General features: G+C 74.1%; 17 protein-coding genes. 10 read left to right on the top strand and 7 right to left on the bottom strand.

The window, feature by feature from the left end; genetic code table 11:
• Nucleotides 1-71 precede the first annotated feature (71 nt).
• On the top strand, nucleotides 72-1,001 hold the full coding sequence (locus tag ACFW5B_RS16340) for a LysR family transcriptional regulator (protein WP_386439368.1): 930 nt from the start codon (nucleotides 72-74) through the stop codon (nucleotides 999-1,001).
• Between the two features lie 96 nt (nucleotides 1,002-1,097).
• On the opposite strand, the gene ACFW5B_RS16345 is transcribed toward ACFW5B_RS16340, so the two are convergent.
• Nucleotides 1,098-1,469, bottom strand: a complete 372-nt coding sequence (locus tag ACFW5B_RS16345; RefSeq protein ID WP_386439370.1) for a helix-turn-helix domain-containing protein — start codon at nucleotides 1,467-1,469, stop codon at nucleotides 1,098-1,100.
• 217 nt (nucleotides 1,470-1,686) lie between these two features.
• Here ACFW5B_RS16345 and ACFW5B_RS16350 point away from each other — a divergent pair, with 217 nt between their 5' ends.
• Genes ACFW5B_RS16350 through ACFW5B_RS16360 form a run of 3 tightly spaced genes read left to right on the top strand, consistent with a single transcriptional unit; the run spans nucleotide 1,687 to nucleotide 4,621 of the window.
• A complete protein-coding gene (locus ACFW5B_RS16350; RefSeq protein ID WP_386439372.1) occupies nucleotides 1,687-2,754 on the top strand; it encodes an ABC transporter substrate-binding protein in 1,068 nt (355 codons plus the stop codon).
• Nucleotides 2,754-3,839 (top strand): FecCD family ABC transporter permease, encoded by a 1,086-nt coding sequence (locus ACFW5B_RS16355; protein WP_386439374.1) that lies wholly within the window; start codon nucleotides 2,754-2,756, stop codon nucleotides 3,837-3,839. Before ACFW5B_RS16350 ends, ACFW5B_RS16355 begins: the two co-directional genes overlap by 1 nt.
• Complete coding sequence (locus ACFW5B_RS16360) at nucleotides 3,836-4,621, top strand: ABC transporter ATP-binding protein (RefSeq protein WP_386439376.1); 786 nt, start codon at nucleotides 3,836-3,838, stop codon at nucleotides 4,619-4,621. The genes ACFW5B_RS16355 and ACFW5B_RS16360 overlap by 4 nt, the downstream gene beginning before the upstream one ends.
• Before the next feature lie 15 nt (nucleotides 4,622-4,636).
• Here ACFW5B_RS16360 and ACFW5B_RS16365 read toward each other — a convergent pair whose 3' ends face one another.
• On the bottom strand, nucleotides 4,637-5,590 hold the full coding sequence (locus ACFW5B_RS16365; protein WP_386439379.1) for an L-tyrosine/L-tryptophan isonitrile synthase family protein: 954 nt from the start codon (nucleotides 5,588-5,590) through the stop codon (nucleotides 4,637-4,639).
• Nucleotides 5,584-6,852 carry a cytochrome P450 gene (locus ACFW5B_RS16370; RefSeq protein ID WP_386439381.1) on the bottom strand — a complete coding sequence of 423 codons (1,269 nt, stop codon included), beginning with the start codon at nucleotides 6,850-6,852 and terminating at the stop codon, nucleotides 5,584-5,586. The genes ACFW5B_RS16365 and ACFW5B_RS16370 overlap by 7 nt, the downstream gene beginning before the upstream one ends.
• Nucleotides 6,853-7,164: 312 nt before the next feature.
• Between ACFW5B_RS16370 and ACFW5B_RS16375 the strand changes: the two genes are divergently transcribed.
• From ACFW5B_RS16375 to ACFW5B_RS16385, 3 genes are read left to right on the top strand one after another with little or no spacing between them, the layout of a single operon-like run.
• Nucleotides 7,165-7,446, top strand: a complete 282-nt coding sequence (locus ACFW5B_RS16375; protein ID WP_386439383.1) for a hypothetical protein — start codon at nucleotides 7,165-7,167, stop codon at nucleotides 7,444-7,446.
• Entirely contained in the window at nucleotides 7,443-9,845 is a 2,403-nt protein-coding gene (locus ACFW5B_RS16380) for a heavy metal translocating P-type ATPase (protein WP_386439385.1), read from the top strand. Before ACFW5B_RS16375 ends, ACFW5B_RS16380 begins: the two co-directional genes overlap by 4 nt.
• The gene (locus ACFW5B_RS16385) at nucleotides 9,842-10,315 is read left to right on the top strand and encodes a copper chaperone PCu(A)C (RefSeq protein WP_386439386.1); all 474 of its coding nucleotides are present in this window, start codon (nucleotides 9,842-9,844) and stop codon (nucleotides 10,313-10,315) included. Before ACFW5B_RS16380 ends, ACFW5B_RS16385 begins: the two co-directional genes overlap by 4 nt.
• Nucleotides 10,316-10,389: 74 nt before the next feature.
• Here ACFW5B_RS16385 and ACFW5B_RS16390 read toward each other — a convergent pair whose 3' ends face one another.
• Complete coding sequence (locus ACFW5B_RS16390; RefSeq protein ID WP_386439388.1) at nucleotides 10,390-10,983, bottom strand: sigma-70 family RNA polymerase sigma factor; 594 nt, start codon at nucleotides 10,981-10,983, stop codon at nucleotides 10,390-10,392.
• 49 nt (nucleotides 10,984-11,032) lie between these two features.
• Between ACFW5B_RS16390 and ACFW5B_RS16395 the strand changes: the two genes are divergently transcribed.
• Nucleotides 11,033-11,320 (top strand): zf-HC2 domain-containing protein, encoded by a 288-nt coding sequence (locus ACFW5B_RS16395; RefSeq protein WP_386439390.1) that lies wholly within the window; start codon nucleotides 11,033-11,035, stop codon nucleotides 11,318-11,320.
• 224 nt (nucleotides 11,321-11,544) lie between these two features.
• Here ACFW5B_RS16395 and ACFW5B_RS16400 read toward each other — a convergent pair whose 3' ends face one another.
• The 3 genes from ACFW5B_RS16400 to ACFW5B_RS16410 all read right to left on the bottom strand — a co-directional run bounded on the left by ACFW5B_RS16400 (nucleotide 11,545) and on the right by ACFW5B_RS16410 (nucleotide 14,031).
• Nucleotides 11,545-12,309, bottom strand: a complete 765-nt coding sequence (locus ACFW5B_RS16400) for a PE-PGRS family protein (protein ID WP_386439392.1) — start codon at nucleotides 12,307-12,309, stop codon at nucleotides 11,545-11,547.
• A gap of 310 nt (nucleotides 12,310-12,619) precedes the next feature.
• Entirely contained in the window at nucleotides 12,620-12,835 is a 216-nt protein-coding gene (locus tag ACFW5B_RS16405; RefSeq protein WP_386439394.1) for a ferredoxin, read from the bottom strand.
• A gap of 5 nt (nucleotides 12,836-12,840) precedes the next feature.
• Complete coding sequence (locus ACFW5B_RS16410) at nucleotides 12,841-14,031, bottom strand: cytochrome P450 (protein ID WP_386439396.1); 1,191 nt, start codon at nucleotides 14,029-14,031, stop codon at nucleotides 12,841-12,843.
• Between the two features lie 113 nt (nucleotides 14,032-14,144).
• Between ACFW5B_RS16410 and ACFW5B_RS16415 the strand changes: the two genes are divergently transcribed.
• A complete protein-coding gene (locus ACFW5B_RS16415) occupies nucleotides 14,145-14,774 on the top strand; it encodes a TetR/AcrR family transcriptional regulator (protein ID WP_386439398.1) in 630 nt (209 codons plus the stop codon).
• Between the two features lie 143 nt (nucleotides 14,775-14,917).
• A complete protein-coding gene (locus ACFW5B_RS16420; protein WP_386439400.1) occupies nucleotides 14,918-15,310 on the top strand; it encodes a hypothetical protein in 393 nt (130 codons plus the stop codon).
• Nucleotides 15,311-15,420: the final 110 nt, after the last annotated feature.

Here is a 15,420-nt window from a genome sequence, read left to right on the forward strand (position 1 = left end):
AACGCCGCTGATCAAACAACCGGATCGCCCGGCAGGCCACAACCGGAGGTTGTGCGGTTAGGGTGCCGCTCGTGGATCTCAACGCCGTGCGCACCGTCGTCGCCGTCGCGGACGCGGGGCAGTTCCAGGAAGCCGCCGCCACCCTGTCGCTCAGCCAGCAGGCCGTCTCCAAGCGCATCGCCGCCCTGGAGAGGGACCTCGGGGCGCGGCTGTTCACCCGCACCCCGCGCGGCGCGCACCTCACCGTCGACGGGCAGGCCTTCCTGCCGCACGCCCGCGAGCTGCTCCGGGCCGCGGAGCGGGCGGCCGCTTCGGTGCGGCCCGGCCGCCGCCCGCTGCGCGTCGATGTGATCGGCCGGCGGCTCGCCCCGGCGGACCTGCTGCGCGGGTTCCACCGGGAGAATCCCGGAACCGCGCTCGACGTGGTGACCCTCTTCGACGCCGACGCGGCCCTCGCCGCGGTCCGGTCGGGCACGGTCGACGCGTCGTTCCGGGCGGTCACGCTGCCCGCGCGGCAACTCCCCGACGGTGTCGAGGCCGCCCGGGTCCTCGACGAGCCCGTGCAGCTCGTCACCGGACCCGCCCATGACTTCGCCACCGCCTCCGCGGTCACCCCCGCGCAGCTCGCCGGACACCGGATCTGGATGCCGGGCATCGTCGCCGGTACCGAGTGGGCCGCCTACTACGAAGACCTCGCCGCCGAGTTCGGGCTCACCATCGAGGTGACCGGCCCCGACTTCGGCACCGAACCGCTCATCGACACCATCGCCGGCTCCGCCTCGCTGGCGACCCTCGTCGGCGAGGGGACCTGCTTCGTCCCGCCGCCCGGGAAGGACGTACGGCGGGTGGCCGTCCACGACCCGACCCCGGTCTACCCGCACTCCCTGATCTGGCGCAGCGACAACCCGCACCCCGCCCTCGCGGCGCTCCGCACCCATCTCGCCGCCCACCGGACCGCCCGCCGCGACGACGCGACATGGACCCCGCGGTGGGCGCGCTGACCCGCAGCAGGCCGGGCCTGGCGGCACATCTCCGGCGCACCCGGGGGCGCCCCTCCGGCCCACCCCGGAGGCAAGACCACCCGCAGCCGCCTGCCCCTACGCCCCGTCCGGCGGTGGCTCCGGACCCCGCTCCTCGGTGTCACGGAGCAGCAGCGCCGCCAGGGCCAGTGCCGTGCCCCGTGGTGTCGGCAGATCGAGGCCGGTCAGCGCGGACACCCGGGCGAGGCGGTTGTCGACGGTGTTGGGGTGGAGGGTGAGTGCAGCGGCGCGAAGGCGTCCCGGGACATCGGCCGGGCGAGGGCGTTCACCCGGGGCGCACAGCGCGCCGCGAGCGCCCGTGCGGTGGCGGACAGCTCCGGAACCGGCCCGCCGGCCTCCGCCGCCCCCGGCACATCCGTCGTCATCCACCAGCCTCCGGTGCCGTCGTGACGCGTCACCCTGGTCCGCGCCCACGGTGGTGACGAGCACGGCCCGTCGGCATCCGTGGGTGGGCGGCCCGGGTACCGCCGGGTCCGACGGGCTTCCGCTCGCCGGAAACTCGCCGGAAAAGGTCGACGCCGTCCCGGAACCGCTCCCGGTACCCGGCCGACTACCTGTGCCGGGTCGCGCCCGCGGCCCGCCGGGCGGCGTTGCGTCCGGTGACTCGGCCGGTGAACCGGCTGGTGAGGCATAGGGGAGAAGCACCATGCGTCCTTGGAAGTTGTGCGGTGTCGCGGTCGTCGTCGCGCTGGCCGCCACCGCGTGCGGCGACGGAGCCGGCGGGGGCGCGGACCAGGGCGCGCCGGAACGCGGCGGGGCCGGTTTCCCGGTACGGGTCACCGACTGCCAGGGCGCCGCCACCACCTTCGCCACCGCCCCCCGCAAGATCGTCACCAGCAATGCCGCCGCCCTGGAGATGCTGCTGCGGCTGGGCGCGGGCGACCGGGTCATCGGCACCGGATTCCCGCCCGGCAAGGGCACCTTGCCCGCGGACCTGGAGGCGAAGGCCCGGAAGGTGCCGGTGCTGTCGAAGTCCGTGATCCCCAAGGAGAAGCTGCTCGGCTCGGGCGCCGATCTGTACATCGACTCCTTCGCGGCGATGAAGACCATGGGCGGGGCCGGTGACGCGCCGACCGCGGAGGAGTTCGGCGCGGCGGGCATCAAGCACCTCCAGCTGGCGTCCACCGCGTGTGCACCGATGGCCAAGAAGCCGCAGCGCGATCTGTCCGGCGTGGAGCGGGACATCAAGCGGCTGGGCGCGGTGACCGGAACCTCCGAACGGGCGGACGCCCTGGTCGCGGGGATGCGGGCGAAGCTCGGCACGGTGCACAAGGCGGTCGGCGGCCTCGCCCCCGCCAAGCGGCCGACGTACTTCTTCTTCGACTACGACGCGGGCACCAAGCAGCCCGTCGCCGTCTGCCGCAAGCAGGTGGCCAACGCCGTCATCGGCCAGGCCGGGGCGCGCAATGTCTTCGAGGACTGCGACGGCGACTTCAAGCCGGTCTCCTGGGAAGACGTGGTCGCCAAGAACCCGGACTGGATCCAGCTCGCGGTGCGCAACCGGGGCGGGGCGAAGGCGAACGCCAAGGCGTTCGACGAGGCCGCGGCGTTCCTGAAGGGCTTCCCGGCCACCAAGGGCCTCGCGGCGGTACGGAACGAGAAGTTCCTGCGGATCGGCTCGGAGCGCACGACGATCGCCGGGGTCGGCAACGCGGACGCGGTCGAGGAGATCGCGCACACGCTCCACCCCGCACGCTTCAAGGCGGCACGGTAGTGGCCGCACACGTCGCCGCTCCGCCCGTGGGCGAGGAACGCGACGAGCCGTCCGGGCGCCGCACCCTGCGCGCCGGACTGCTCGCCCTGGGGCTCGCTGTCGCCCTGGTGGCCGCCCTGACCGCGGCGGTCTCCCTCGGCGCCACCGAAATCGCGCCCGGAGACGTCTGGGAGACGGTGTTCCGGCGGCTCGGCGGTGCGCCGCCCCGGCCGGGCACCGACGACCTGATCGTGTGGCAACTGCGCGTGCCGCGCGCCCTGTTGGCGGCGCTGGTGGGAGCGGGACTCGGCTTGGTGGGGACCGCGACCCAGGCGCTGGTGCGCAACCCGCTGGCGGACCCGTATCTGCTGGGAATCTCCAACGGCGCCTCGCTGGGCGCGGTCACCGCCATCGTGCTGGGCGTTTCGGCGGGCAGCGGCCTGGGGCTGGGGCTCTCGGGGGCCGCGTTCGCCGGTGCGCTCGGCGCGTTCGCGCTGGTGTGGTGGATGGCCCGGCGCGGCGGGGGATTCTCCCCGCTGCGGCTGGTGCTGGCCGGTGTGGGTGTCGGGCAGTTCCTGTCCGGCTTCACCAGCTACCTGGTGCTCCAGGCCGGCGACGAACAGCAGACCCGCAGCGTGCTGTTCTGGCTGATGGGCAGCCTCAGCGGGGCCACCTGGCGGATGCTGTGGCTGCCGGCCCTCGCGGTCACCGCCGGGCTGCTGGCCCTCCAGGCGCGGGCCCGCGCCATGAACGCGCTGATCATGGGCGACGAGACCGCGGCCGGGGTGGGCGTGGACGTCACCCGGCTGCGCCGCGAGCTGTTCGTGGTGGCCGGGCTGCTGACCGGTGTCCTGGTCGCGGTCTCCGGCGCGATCGGCTTCGTGGGCCTGATGGTCCCGCATCTGTGCCGGCTGCTCCTCGGCGGCGACCACCGCCGGCTGCTGCCGCTGTCCGCGCTGACCGGATCGCTGCTGCTGGTGGTCGTGGACCTGGTGTGCCGTACGGCCATGGACACCCAGGAACTGCCGGTCGGCGTGGTCACCGCGATGATCGGAGCGCCCGCCCTGCTGTTCATCCTGGACCGGCGACTGGAGGCGGGACGATGACCGTCGAGATCGAGGACCTGCACGTCGGCTACGCGGGACGGGATGTCGTCGCCGGAGTGCGGCTGGTGGCGGCGGCCGGGGAGATCGCCGGACTGGTCGGCCCCAACGGCAGCGGCAAGTCCACCGTGCTGCGCACCGTTTACCGGCATCTGCGGCCCACCGCCGGACGGGTGCTGCTGGCCGGGACCGACCTGCGTACGCTCTCCCCGGGCCAGACCGCACAGCAGGTCGCCGCGCTGCCGCAGGAGCGCGGCAGCGACTTCGAACTGACCGTGCGCGAAGTGGTGACCATGGGCCGGACGCCCTACAAGCGGGCCTTCGCTGGCGACGACCGGACCGACCGGGAGACCGTGGCCCGTGCGCTGGCCGCCGTCGGCCTGGCCGGACAGGGCGCCCGCCGCTTCTCCGCCCTGTCCGGCGGGGAACGTCAACGGGCGCTCCTGGCACGGGCCTTCGCCCAGGACCCGGAGGTACTGGTGCTGGACGAGCCGACCAATCACCTCGATGTACGCCACCAGGTCGAGCTGCTCGCGCTGCTGCGCGCCCAGCGCCGTACCACGCTGATCTCGCTGCACGATCTGAACGCCGCGGCGTCGTTGTGCGACCGGCTGCATGTGCTGCACGCCGGACGGGTGGTGGCGTCCGGAACGCCCCGGGAGGTGCTGACGCCGCAGCTGCTGGCCGAGGTGTTCGGGGTGCGCGCCGCGGTGACCGAACATCCGCTCACCGGCGATCCGCTGATCGCCTTCGACCACCGGGAGCCGCTGCCCACCGGCGGGTGACGCCCACCCCGCCCCTCACCCGGCCACGAAGTGGCTCGGCCGTCCCTGGCGCCACACCAGCCGGCCGAGCCGCTCGGCCTCCGCCCGGTGCAGCAACTCCCGGCGTCCGTCGGGGTGTTCCAGCACACAGGAGTGCCACGGCGTCAGCCACACATCGGGCGTTTCGAGCAGCCGGATGCCGAACTTGTCCGAGCCCCGCGGCTGCGGATGGATGGAGAGCCGGAACGCCCCCGGATGGTGCGTGGCGATCAGCTCGCCCCAGGCACGGCTGCGCTGCATCACTCCGTAGGCGCGGCGGCGGCAGCTGCGCTGCAAGGCCGAGCGGGTTCCCGCGAAGGCGACGGAGTCCTCGAAGAGGAAGCGGGTGATGCCCTGGTAGAGCCGCCGGGTGGACTCGTCGCTGCGGGTCAGCGACCGCAGGGTGTCCAGGTCCGGGGCGTACCGCTCGTGGACCACGGCGCGCTTGGCGTCGTGCGACAGCCGCTTCCCGTAGACGTCCCGCAGATCGAAGACGTCCAGCCGGGTCAGGCCCTCGTCGTGGATCAGTGCGCGCAGCGCGTCGGCGTAGGCATCGATGTCACGGTCGGGCACCTGGATGAGGTCGCTGAAGACATGGCCGTCCGAGCAGATCACCACCCGTGCGCCGGGCGGATGATGGACCGCGATCCGGGCGCAGAGCGCGTCCAGGAAGCGCAGTGCCAGCCGTTCGCCCTCGTCGGGGAGGGCGCCGAGCACCTTGGCCGGGTTGGGCGACTTGCAGGGGAACCCCGGCAGGGTGAACACGATCGGCTCGCCCGCCGCCACCGGCCCGGCGAGCAGGCGCAGTTGGGCGGGGAAGGCGTCGGGCGTGTCCCCGTGGCCGGTGTCCAGGGCGCGCCGGTATGGCAGGAGCGTGGCCAGCACCTCGGCGCAGCGGTCCGCATCGTCGGAGGGCGCCGCCGGACGCGGTGGCGCCGGGCTGGTCAGCACGCGGCATCCGGCCCGTTCTCACCGGAACCCGCGTACGGGCAGCCGCCGTAGTTCACCGGCAGCCGTCCGACGCCGCGCGCCAGCACCGCCGGGGTCCACTCCAGCTCGCCCTCCGGGACGGCGAGCCGCAGTCCCGGCAGCCGTCTCAGCAAGGTGCCCAGGGCGATCTGGAGTTCGATGCGGGCGAGCGTGGCACCCGGACAGAAGTGGATGCCGTGGCCGAACGCGAGATGCGGGTTGGGGGTGCGGTCGAAGTGCAGACCGTCCGCGTCGGGGAACTGCCGGGGGTCGCGGTTGGCCGCGCTCAGCGCGACGATGACGGAGTCGCCCGCCGGGATCGGGGTGCCGTGCAGCTCGGCGTCCTCGGCGAAGAACCGCCAGGTCGTCAGCTCGAAGGCGCTGTCATGACGCAGCAGTTCCTCGACCGCGCGGGGCAGCAGCTCCGGCCGGGCGGCCAGCTCCGCGAGACGGCCGGGGTGGCGCAGCAGGGTCACCAGCGCCGTGCTGATCTGGTTGGTGACCGGTTCCTGCCCGGCGACCAGCAACTGGAAGACCATCGAGTCGAGCTCTGCCTTGGCGAGCCGCTCCGCGTCGTGGGCCGCCACCAGCCGGGCGAGCAGATCCTCACCCCCCTCGGCGCGCTTGTGGCGGACCAGATCGGCGATGTACTGCTGCAGCCCGAGCAGCCGCGCCTCGTACGCCGGCCGGCCCGGGTCCTCGGGGCCCACGGGCTGGACGACCTTGCCCCAGTCCCGGTCGAATCGGTCCGCGAACTCGGCGGGCAGCCCGATGACTTCGGCGAGCACCTGGAAGGGGAAACGGGCGGCGAAGACCTCGACCAGGTCGGTTGTGCCGCCGTCCGGGAGCCCGTCGAGCAGGGCGTCGGCCATCGCCTGGAAACGGGGCCGCAGCCCCTCGACGCGCTGCGGTGCGAAGGCATCGGTGATCAGCCGGCGCAGCGCGGTGTGCCGCGGCGGGTCCTGGTGCAGCAGATGCACCTGGAGCTGGGAGTGCTGCGGCTCCGGCATGATCGAGGCACGGGCCCGCCAGGCCGCGTTGCCCCGCGAGTGGTGCTTGCCCAGCCGGGGGTCGGTGAGCGCCTGATGCGCGGCTTCGTAGCCGGTGACGAGCCAGGCGCACACCCCGCTGGGGAAGCGCACCCGGTGGACCGGGCCGCGCTCGCGCAGCTCGGCGTAGAGCGGATAGGGGTTGCGTTTGTACTCCGGCCCGTACAGCTCGACGGGTTCGGACGACCGGGACACGGGGCGCCTCCTCAACGGCAGGGTCTCTGCCACGAACCGCGCCCGGGTGGCGCGGCGTTGGAGAGGTCGGGCAACGGGTCCGCCGAGTTCCCGCCGACGGATGTGATTTCGGCGGCGGGGAGTACAGGGGTCCGCCGGCGGCGGCGGTGACGAGCACCCCGCGCCACCGGGCGCACCGCCCCGGCCCCCCTCAAACCCAGTTAGTCGGGCCCGGCGGCCGGTGAGTTCCGGCGGCGGAACGGGACAAACCTCACGTGCCGACAGGCCCCGGATCGTGCGCCCGGTGCCGTCGTCAGCTGCCACGATGACGCGATGTCCAGCTCTTCGGCCGACCGCAGTCGGCCCCCTCTTCGCCAGGCCGTCACACGGCTGCTGCCCGCCCCGTCGGTCATCGGTTTCCTCGCGCTGCTGGTGGTGCTCGGCATGCTGTCGTACGCGGCCGGGGCCGCCGCCGGGCCGGTGGCCCCGGGGCTGCGCCCGGACGGCGGCACCGGTCCCGGACAGAGCACGCCCGCCGATGACGGGGACATGGGCGGGATGCACGGCATGGGAGCCGCGGCGCCCCGCCCGCTACCGGCGGGAGCGGCACGATGACGCCGGAGTCCCGGTCCGGCACCCCGGCGCCGGACCTCGTCGCCGCCCCGGACCGCAGCACCACCCTCACCATCGGCGGGATGACCTGCGCCGCCTGTGTGGGCCGGGTCGAGAAGAAGCTCGGCAGACTGGACGGCGTCGCCGCCTCGGTGAATCTCGCCACCGGCCGGGCCTCGGTCAGCCACCCCGCTGCGGTCTCCGTCACCGACCTCATCGCCACCGTGGAGGCAGCCGGGTTCACCGCACAGCTCCCCGAACCGGCCCCGGAGGAACGGTCGTTGCCCCCCGGTCACCAGGACGGCCAGGACGACGCCCGCGGCACCCATGACACCCCGGACGGCCAGGACTCCCGGGCTTCCGAGGACACCGCCGCCCGCACCGAGCGGCACCGGCTGCTGGTGACCGCCCTGCTCTCGCTGCCCGTCCTGGTCCTGTCGATGGTGCCGGGCTGGCAGTTCCGCAACTGGCAGTGGCTGTGCTTCGTGCTCGCCGCGCCCGTCGCGGTCTGGGGCTCCGCCCCCTTCCACACCCGTGCGCTGCGCGGCCTGCGGCACGGCGCCGCGACCATGGACACCCTGGTCTCCCTCGGCGTCGCCGCCTCCTTCACCTGGTCCGGCTATGCGCTGTTCCTCGGCGGGGCCGGTACGCCCGGCATGACGATGCCGTTCAGCCTGCTGCCCACCGCCGGCGACGGGACCGCCCACCTCTACCTCGAAGCCGCCGTCGGCGTCCCCCTGTTCGTGCTGGCCGGCCGGCGGATGGAGGCCAGGGCCCGGCACGGCACCGGCGCCGCGCTCCGCGCCCTGGCGGAACTCGCCGCCAAGGACGTCGCCGTACGGACCCCGGACGGGGAACGCCGCATCCCGGTGAGCCGGTTGCGGGTCGGTGACCACTTCCTGGTCCGGCCCGGCGAACGGGTCGCCACCGACGGCACCGTGGTCGACGGCAGCTCCGCCCTGGACCTGTCGCTGATCAGCGGCGAGAGCCGTCCGGTCGAGGTCGGTCCGGGCGCGGCGGCGGTCGGCGGCGCGGTCAACTCCGGAGGCCTGCTGGAACTCCGGGCCGAAGCGGTCGGCGCCGACACCCAACTCGCCCGGATCACCCGGCTCGTCGAGGACGCCCAGACCGGCAAGACCAAGGTCCAGCGGCTCGCCGACGCGGTGGCGGCCGTCTTCGTGCCCGCCGTACTGACCGTCTCGGTGAGCGTGCTGGGTTTCTGGCTCGGCGCCGGAGCCGAGCCACAGGCGGCGATCACCGCCGCGGTGGCCGTCCTCGTCGTCGCCTGCCCCTGCGCCCTGGGGCTGGCCACCCCGACGGCACTGCTGGCCGCCACCGGCCGGGGCGCCCAGCTGGGCATCCTGGTCCGGGGGCCGGAGGCGCTGGAGCGGCTACGCCGCATCGACACCGTCGTCCTCGACAAGACCGGCACCCTCACCACCGGCCGGATGAGCGTCACCGCGCTCACCCCGCGCACCGGCGGCCCCGACGCCGCGACCGTGCTGCGGCTCGCCGCCACCGTCGAGCAGGGCTCCGAACACCCCCTGGCACGCGCCGTCACCTCCTACGCGGAGGCGCAGCATCCGGACCGACCCCTGCCGCCGGTCGCGGACTTCGCGGCCACCCCGGGATTCGGCGTACGCGGCACCGCGGACGGGCGCCGGGTGGCGGTCACCCGGCCCGGCGACGTCACCGGCCTGCCGGCCCCGCTGCCGGAGGCCGTGCGCACCGCGGAGGCGGCCGGCCACACCGCCGTCCTGGTCACGGTCGACGACACGCCGGAGGCCGTCCTCGCGATCGGTGACGCGCTCCGCCCCGACAGCTACCGCGCCGTCGACCATCTGCGCCGCCTGGGACTGCGGCCGGTGCTCGCCACCGGCGACCGCGCCGCCACCGCACACGCGGTGGCCGGCCATCTCGCCATCACCGAGATCCATGCCGAGGCCCGCCCCGAGGACAAGGCCGCACTCGTCACCACCCTCAAGGAACAGGGCGGCCGGGTCGCCGTCGTCGGCGACGGGGTCAATGACGCGGCGGCCCTCGCGCTCGCCGACCTCGGGATCGCCATGGGCAGCGGCACCGACGCCGCGATCGGCGCGGCCGACGTGACCCTGGTACGCGAGGACCTCCAGGCCATCGCCGACGCCGTGCACCTGGCCCGGCGCACCCTGGGCACCATCCGCGGCAACCTCGTCTGGGCCTTCGGCTACAACCTCGTCACCGTGCCGCTCGCCGCCGTCGGCCTGCTCAACCCGATGGTGGCCGCCGCCGCCATGTCCGCCAGCTCACTGCTCGTGGTGGGCAACAGCCTCCGGCTGCGCGCCTGGCGGCCCGGCCGCGCCGGTTCCGCCGCCCGCCGCCCCGACAGCGGCCGCACCCCCGCACGTTGGGAGAACCGATGACCCGGCTGCCCGTCCCGGCCGTCGCCGTACCGCTGCTCACCTGCCTGGCGACGCTCGGCGCCCTCACCCTCTGGACCGCCACCGGCAACGCGGGGACCCCGGCGGCGCTGAGTGTCCCCGAGGGCCGGGTGCTGATCCCATCCGGCTCCGAGGCCACCGCGGCGTTCTTCACCATCCGCAACACCGGTGGCGCGGACGACGTCCTGACCGGCGTCACCGGCCCGGCCGGGCATCGCGCGATGCTCAGCCGCACCGTTGACATCGGGAACAACGCCCGCAGCATGGCGATGGTCCGCACCGCCACCGTCCCGGCCGGCGCCGCCCTCACGATGACGGCGACCACCCTGGACGTCATGGTCAGCCCGCCGCCCCGGCTCGCCCCCGGCGACCGGCTCACCTTCACCCTGCACTTCCGCCACAGCCCACCGCGGACCGTACGGGCCAAGGCAGTACGCCCAGGTGCCGGGTGACACGGCGGGCGCCGCGGCGGGCTCCCGGACCGGGCCGTCGCCCGGCCGTGAGCCCGCCGCGCGGGCGGGGCCCGTCAGGCCACCGCCTCCGCGTAGACCGGCGGTTCGCCGGCCGGCTCGGCGCTCTCCGCGTCCGTCAGCAGCGCGACCAGCGTCTCCCGGGCGCGCGCGACCCGGGAGCGCACGGTCCCGATGGGACAGCCCATCACCCCGGCCGCCGCCGCGTACGGCAGCCCCAGCAGCTGGGTGAGCACGAACGCCTCCCGCCGCTCCGGCGCCAGCGCCGCCAGCAGTTCGGCCAGCGCGACCCCCTCGTCGAACCCGGGCACGCCGCGCGGCTGCACCCGTTCCGCGGCCGTCTGCCAGTCGTCCGTCGCCGCCAGCAGGGGCCGGGCCGCGAAGGACCGGATACGGTCCGCCACGACCCGCCGGGCGATCGTCAGCAGCCAGGTCCGCGCCGAGGACCGGCCCTCGAACCGCGGCAGACTGCGCAGCGCCCGGACATAGGTGTCCTGCACCAGATCGTCGGCCGCCTGCGGATCACCGCTCAGATGCGTCACATAGCGCCGCACATCGAGCTGTGTGGCCCGGACGAACTGCTCGACCGCCCGCTCGTCACCGGTCCGGGCGGCCAGCGCCCAGCCCGTCACCGCCTCGTCATCCCGCATCCCGCGACCGCCCCTCGCCGCACAGCCCGGCTTCGGGGAGGATGGACACATGCTCTGCTCGCGCATCCGTACGGCACTCTCCGCCCGCCTCGACGGCGAGGAACTGCCTCCCGGAATCACCACCCGCCGGCTCGACGGCCATCTCGCCGCCTGCCAGGACTGCCGGCGGTGGAACGCGCAGGCACACGCCCTGACGGCCGGCCTGGACCGCGCCACCACACCCCCCGCGGACGACCCGGCGGCCGACGCGCTGCTCGCCCGGCTGCGGGCGGCCGCCGCACTGCCGGGCCCGGTCTCTCCCGGTGCGGCGGACACCGGTGGCAAACGGGCCGGTTGACCCGGCGCCGCGCGGGTGCCCGCCTTCGTCGGCCGGTACGGACAGGGATGCGGGCAGGGACACGGGCGGCATCGCCACCGGCATCCGGACAGCATTCATCATCTGGAGTCCTTCGCATGATCCGGCCCCGGCGCTCCGGCGGGGGCCGGTGAAGTCGGAGCCGGGACCCGGGCGCACGCCAACGGCGCCCGTCCGTCCACCGGCTCGGGAATTCGACCGCGCTGTCAGACGACAGCCGGTTCCCGCGGAGGACCCCGCAACGACCTGGTGTGCGCCAGCAGCAGCTGCCGCACCGCCTGCCGCGGCTCCTGCCGGGCGGTGCGCACGGCGGGCCGCGGCTCGGGCAGCACGATCCGCAGGACCAGCACCAAGGGCGCGAACAGCCGGGCCGACACGGTCCGTACGAGCCGGAACGCGGCCCGCTCGCCACCCCACAGCCATCCGGCGGCGAGCAGCGCGACCAGCAGGTGGACCGCGAGCATGCCGGCCGCACCGCCGTGCATCCCCGGCATCTGCGGCGCGGTGGCGGCCATGCCGTCCATGCCGCCGCCCATGTGGTCCATGCCGTGCATCGGGGCGCCGTGCTCCATGGAAGGCATGGCCGCCATCTGCTGATGCATCAGCCGCAGCAGCTCGGCGCGGTCCTGGCCGCCGGACGGCATCCCCTGGGCGCCGCAGAGCCAGCTGTCCGCCCATTGGCGCAGCAGCGAACGCTCGCCGCCGCCGGAACCGGTGACCGCCTGGCCGAACGAGAAGGCGGTGTGCAGGGCGGCCTGGGTGCCCACGGTCAGCAGTCCCACCAGCAGCGGGCCCCGCTCCCGGCCGGCACAGCACCAGGCACCGGCCGCGGTGCCCACCCCAGCGGTGAGCAGCATCCAGCCCGGTATCACGGCATCCGACATCACCACGTGGCCCAGCGCAGCGAGCAGCACACAGACCGCCGCGAACACCGCGGCACGCAGCCCCCTGAGAACCTGCCCCGCATCCATGACAGGCCCATCGTCGCACCCCGGCCTCACGACGGAACGAGAGGGGGCCGGACCTGCCGTTTCGCGTACCGCCGGAGGGCGTTGGACGAGGCGGAGGACGAGGACGCGGGCGGATGCGCCGCGCCCGCCCGGGTACCCGTACACAACGGCCGCCTTCAGCTCGTCGGACTCCCGGCGCAGCTCGCTGACGTTGACGTGGATGGCGTCCCGGCCGCCACGAGGGGAGTTCAGGTCCGAACCGGGCCGGTGCGCACGCGAACGGGGCGCGGCCCGCGCCACGCCCCGTCGGGATCTGCCGTGTTCTCGCGCCCTACGGCCGGGGCCCGATGACCTGCGCGCCGTCGCGGACGGTGATGGCCATCGCCGGGCAGACATCGGCGGCGTCTAGGGCCCGTTCGTCCTCCTCGATCTGTTCCTGCAGCGGACGGGCGTGCGCACCGTCCACGATGAACAGGTCCGGGGCGATGGCCGCGCAGGACCCCGAGGCGATGCACTGCTGCGGATCGATCTCCACCTGCCAGGTCATCCGCTTCACCACCCCACCGGCATGACCCGCGGCCCGCGCACCAGCATCTCGCTCTTCCACACCACGTCACCGGCCGTCCGCAGCCCCGGGAAACGGGTGATCAGGGCGCCGAGCGCCTCTTGCAGCTCCAGACGCGCCAGGGGCGCGCCGAGGCAGTGATGGACGCCGTGGCCGAACCCGAGGTGCTGGTTGCCGGTGCGGGAGATGTCCAGCGTTCCGGCTGCGTCGAAGCGCAGCGCGTCCCGGTTGGCGGCGCCCACCGCCACCAGGACCGGGGTTCCGGCGCGCACCAGCGTCCCGCCGACCTCGACGTCCTCCGTCGCGTAACGGGGCGGGCTCGCGCCGCTGCCCAGCGGGACGAACCGCAGCAGCTCCTCCACCGCGCCGCCGATCAGCTCCGGCCGCTCGCGCAGCAGGGCCAGCTGCTCCGGGTGGTCCAGCAGCGCGAGCACGAAATTGGGGATCTGGGTGGCGGTGGTCTCGTGCCCGGCGACCAGAATGCCCACGCACAGGTCCACGAGCTCGAGTTCGGACAGCCGGTCGTCGACATCCCGGGCGTCGATCAGCGCCGTCATCAGATCGTCCCGCGGGGCACGCCGGTGCTCATCGAGCAACTGCCCCATGTAGGCGCGCAGTTCCTCCATGTTGGCGTCGAACTCCGCCGTGGTGAGGGAACTTGTCGACAGGGCGGCGTCGCTCCACACCCGGAACCGCGGCCGGTCCTCGGCCGGTACCCCGAGCATCCGGCAGATCACGGCGACGGGGATGGGCAGGGCGTAGCGGTCCACCAGGTCGGCGGGCGGCCCGGCCGCTTCCAGCTCGTCGAGCAGCTCGTGCGCCAGCTGCCTGACCTGCGGCCGGAGCTTCTCGACCTGGCGGACGGTGAAGGCCTTGGCGACGAGCGTCCGCAGCCGGGTGTGATCGGGCGGGTCCATGCCCAGGATGCCGCTGTCCCGGAGCCCCTCGGACTGCCGGGGCTCGTCGTGCCGGGCGCTCTCGGCGCGGCTGAAGCGCGGATCGCCGAGGACGAGCCGGGCCTCGGCATACCGGGTCACGAGCCAGGCCGGCTCGCCGTAGGTCATCTGCACCTTCAGCAGCCCCGGGCGGTTGCGGGCCTGTTCGTACTCGTCCGCGAGCTCAAGGCTCTCCTGGACATTGAAGGGGTAGGAGAGTGGTGCTGTGTCGGCTGTGGTCAAGGCGACCTCCCTTATGTAAGCACCTGCTTACATCACGGTAAGCCGCCCCCCGGAGGCGGTCAACGACGCATTGTGGCCGTCATCGTGACGGGCCGACGGAGAGGAGCGTGGCGATGGCGGAGACCCCGCAGGGCGGTACGGCGAACGCATCCCGCAGGGACGCGCAGGGCACCCGGCTGCGGTTGCTCGATGCCGCCTCGGAGCTGTTCGCCGAGCGCGGCTACGAACGGGCGACGGTACGCGACATCGCTTCCCGGGCCGGGGCCAACCAGGCCCTGCTGTTCCGCTACTTCGGCTCGAAGAAAGCCCTGTTCGGAGAGGTGATGGCGCGGGGTGGCCACGAGCAGCTGCGCAGCACTCCCGCCGAGCGGCTCTTCGAGGTCGCACTGCGCGGCATGCTGGCCGGCGGCGGCACGGAAGGCGCCGACCGCTCGCTGGAGGTGTGCCTGCGCTCCATCGGCGGCAGCGACGAGATAGCGGAGGCGCTGCGGGGGCTGGGGGAGGACTACGCGGAGGTCCTCGCCACGCTCTCCGAGTCCGAGACCGGGGATCTGCGCGCCGATCTGGCGCTCTCCTGGCTGCTGGGAATTGGCTTGATGCGAGTGGTCGTCGGCAAGGAGCCGCTGGCGAGCGCCGACCCCGACACGGTCTGCGCGCTCGTCGCGGGCCCCCTGGGGCATCTGCTGGAGAGCCTGCCGAAGGGCGGGCCGGCCGACGGGGACAGCGGCGGCATTCCGGGGTGACCGGGGCGCTGGGTGGGCCGTTGCGCGTACGTGCTGCGTTCCAGTGACTCTGCGGCGGGTCGCGAGTCGGTTGCCAAATGCCCGCTTATGGTCGACTTTGCAGGAAATATTCTTTTTCTGCAAAGTCGATTGAAGGTGGAACCATGCTCCGTTCGATCCCTCGCGGCCTTGCAGTGGCCGGTCTGACCGCGGCTGCCCTGGTGGTGCCGACGGCAGCCGCCTCCGCCGCGACCGCGCCCCCCAGCAGCTCCCAGGACGCCAAGTGCGCCTCGCACCGCTGCGAGAAGGGCCACCACGGCAACGTCCAGCAGCGCCACCACGGCCGCGCCGGGCACAAGGGCCACGACGGCTATGACGGCTTCGACCGCGACCGCCGCGACGGCTATGGCCGCTATAGCGGCTACGACCGTGACGGTTACGGTCGCGACGACTACGGCCGTGACGGCTACGGTCGCGACGACTACCGCGACGGCCGTGACGGCCGCGGCCTGGGCAGGAACGGCCTGCTCAACCTTGGCCTGCTCGGCCTCCTGTAGTACCCGTCAGACGGCGCGCGGCGGGGCCCCGGGGACCGCCCCCCCGCGCCCCCCCCCGCCGGGCGGCCCCCCCCCGCCCCCCCCGGGGGGCCGGCATGGGTATTTCGGGG

Origin of the sequence: Streptomyces sp. NPDC058773, from assembly GCF_042746015.1 — a bacterium.
GTDB lineage: Bacteria > Actinomycetota > Actinomycetes > Streptomycetales > Streptomycetaceae > Streptomyces.

Coding starts and splice junctions, on each gene's coding strand:
- ACFW5B_RS16395 (WP_386439390.1), top strand. CDS start 11,033: ATGCTCTGCTCGCGCATCCGTACGGCACTCTCCGCCCGCCTCGACGGC.
- ACFW5B_RS16360 (WP_386439376.1), top strand. CDS start 3,836: ATGACCGTCGAGATCGAGGACCTGCACGTCGGCTACGCGGGACGGGAT.
- ACFW5B_RS16400 (WP_386439392.1), bottom strand. CDS start 12,309: ATGGATGCGGGGCAGGTTCTCAGGGGGCTGCGTGCCGCGGTGTTCGCG.
- ACFW5B_RS16385 (WP_386439386.1), top strand. CDS start 9,842: ATGACCCGGCTGCCCGTCCCGGCCGTCGCCGTACCGCTGCTCACCTGC.
- ACFW5B_RS16350 (WP_386439372.1), top strand. CDS start 1,687: ATGCGTCCTTGGAAGTTGTGCGGTGTCGCGGTCGTCGTCGCGCTGGCC.
- ACFW5B_RS16375 (WP_386439383.1), top strand. CDS start 7,165: ATGTCCAGCTCTTCGGCCGACCGCAGTCGGCCCCCTCTTCGCCAGGCC.
- ACFW5B_RS16380 (WP_386439385.1), top strand. CDS start 7,443: ATGACGCCGGAGTCCCGGTCCGGCACCCCGGCGCCGGACCTCGTCGCC.
- ACFW5B_RS16405 (WP_386439394.1), bottom strand. CDS start 12,835: ATGACCTGGCAGGTGGAGATCGATCCGCAGCAGTGCATCGCCTCGGGG.
- ACFW5B_RS16390 (WP_386439388.1), bottom strand. CDS start 10,983: ATGCGGGATGACGAGGCGGTGACGGGCTGGGCGCTGGCCGCCCGGACC.
- ACFW5B_RS16415 (WP_386439398.1), top strand. CDS start 14,145: ATGGCGGAGACCCCGCAGGGCGGTACGGCGAACGCATCCCGCAGGGAC.
- ACFW5B_RS16420 (WP_386439400.1), top strand. CDS start 14,918: ATGCTCCGTTCGATCCCTCGCGGCCTTGCAGTGGCCGGTCTGACCGCG.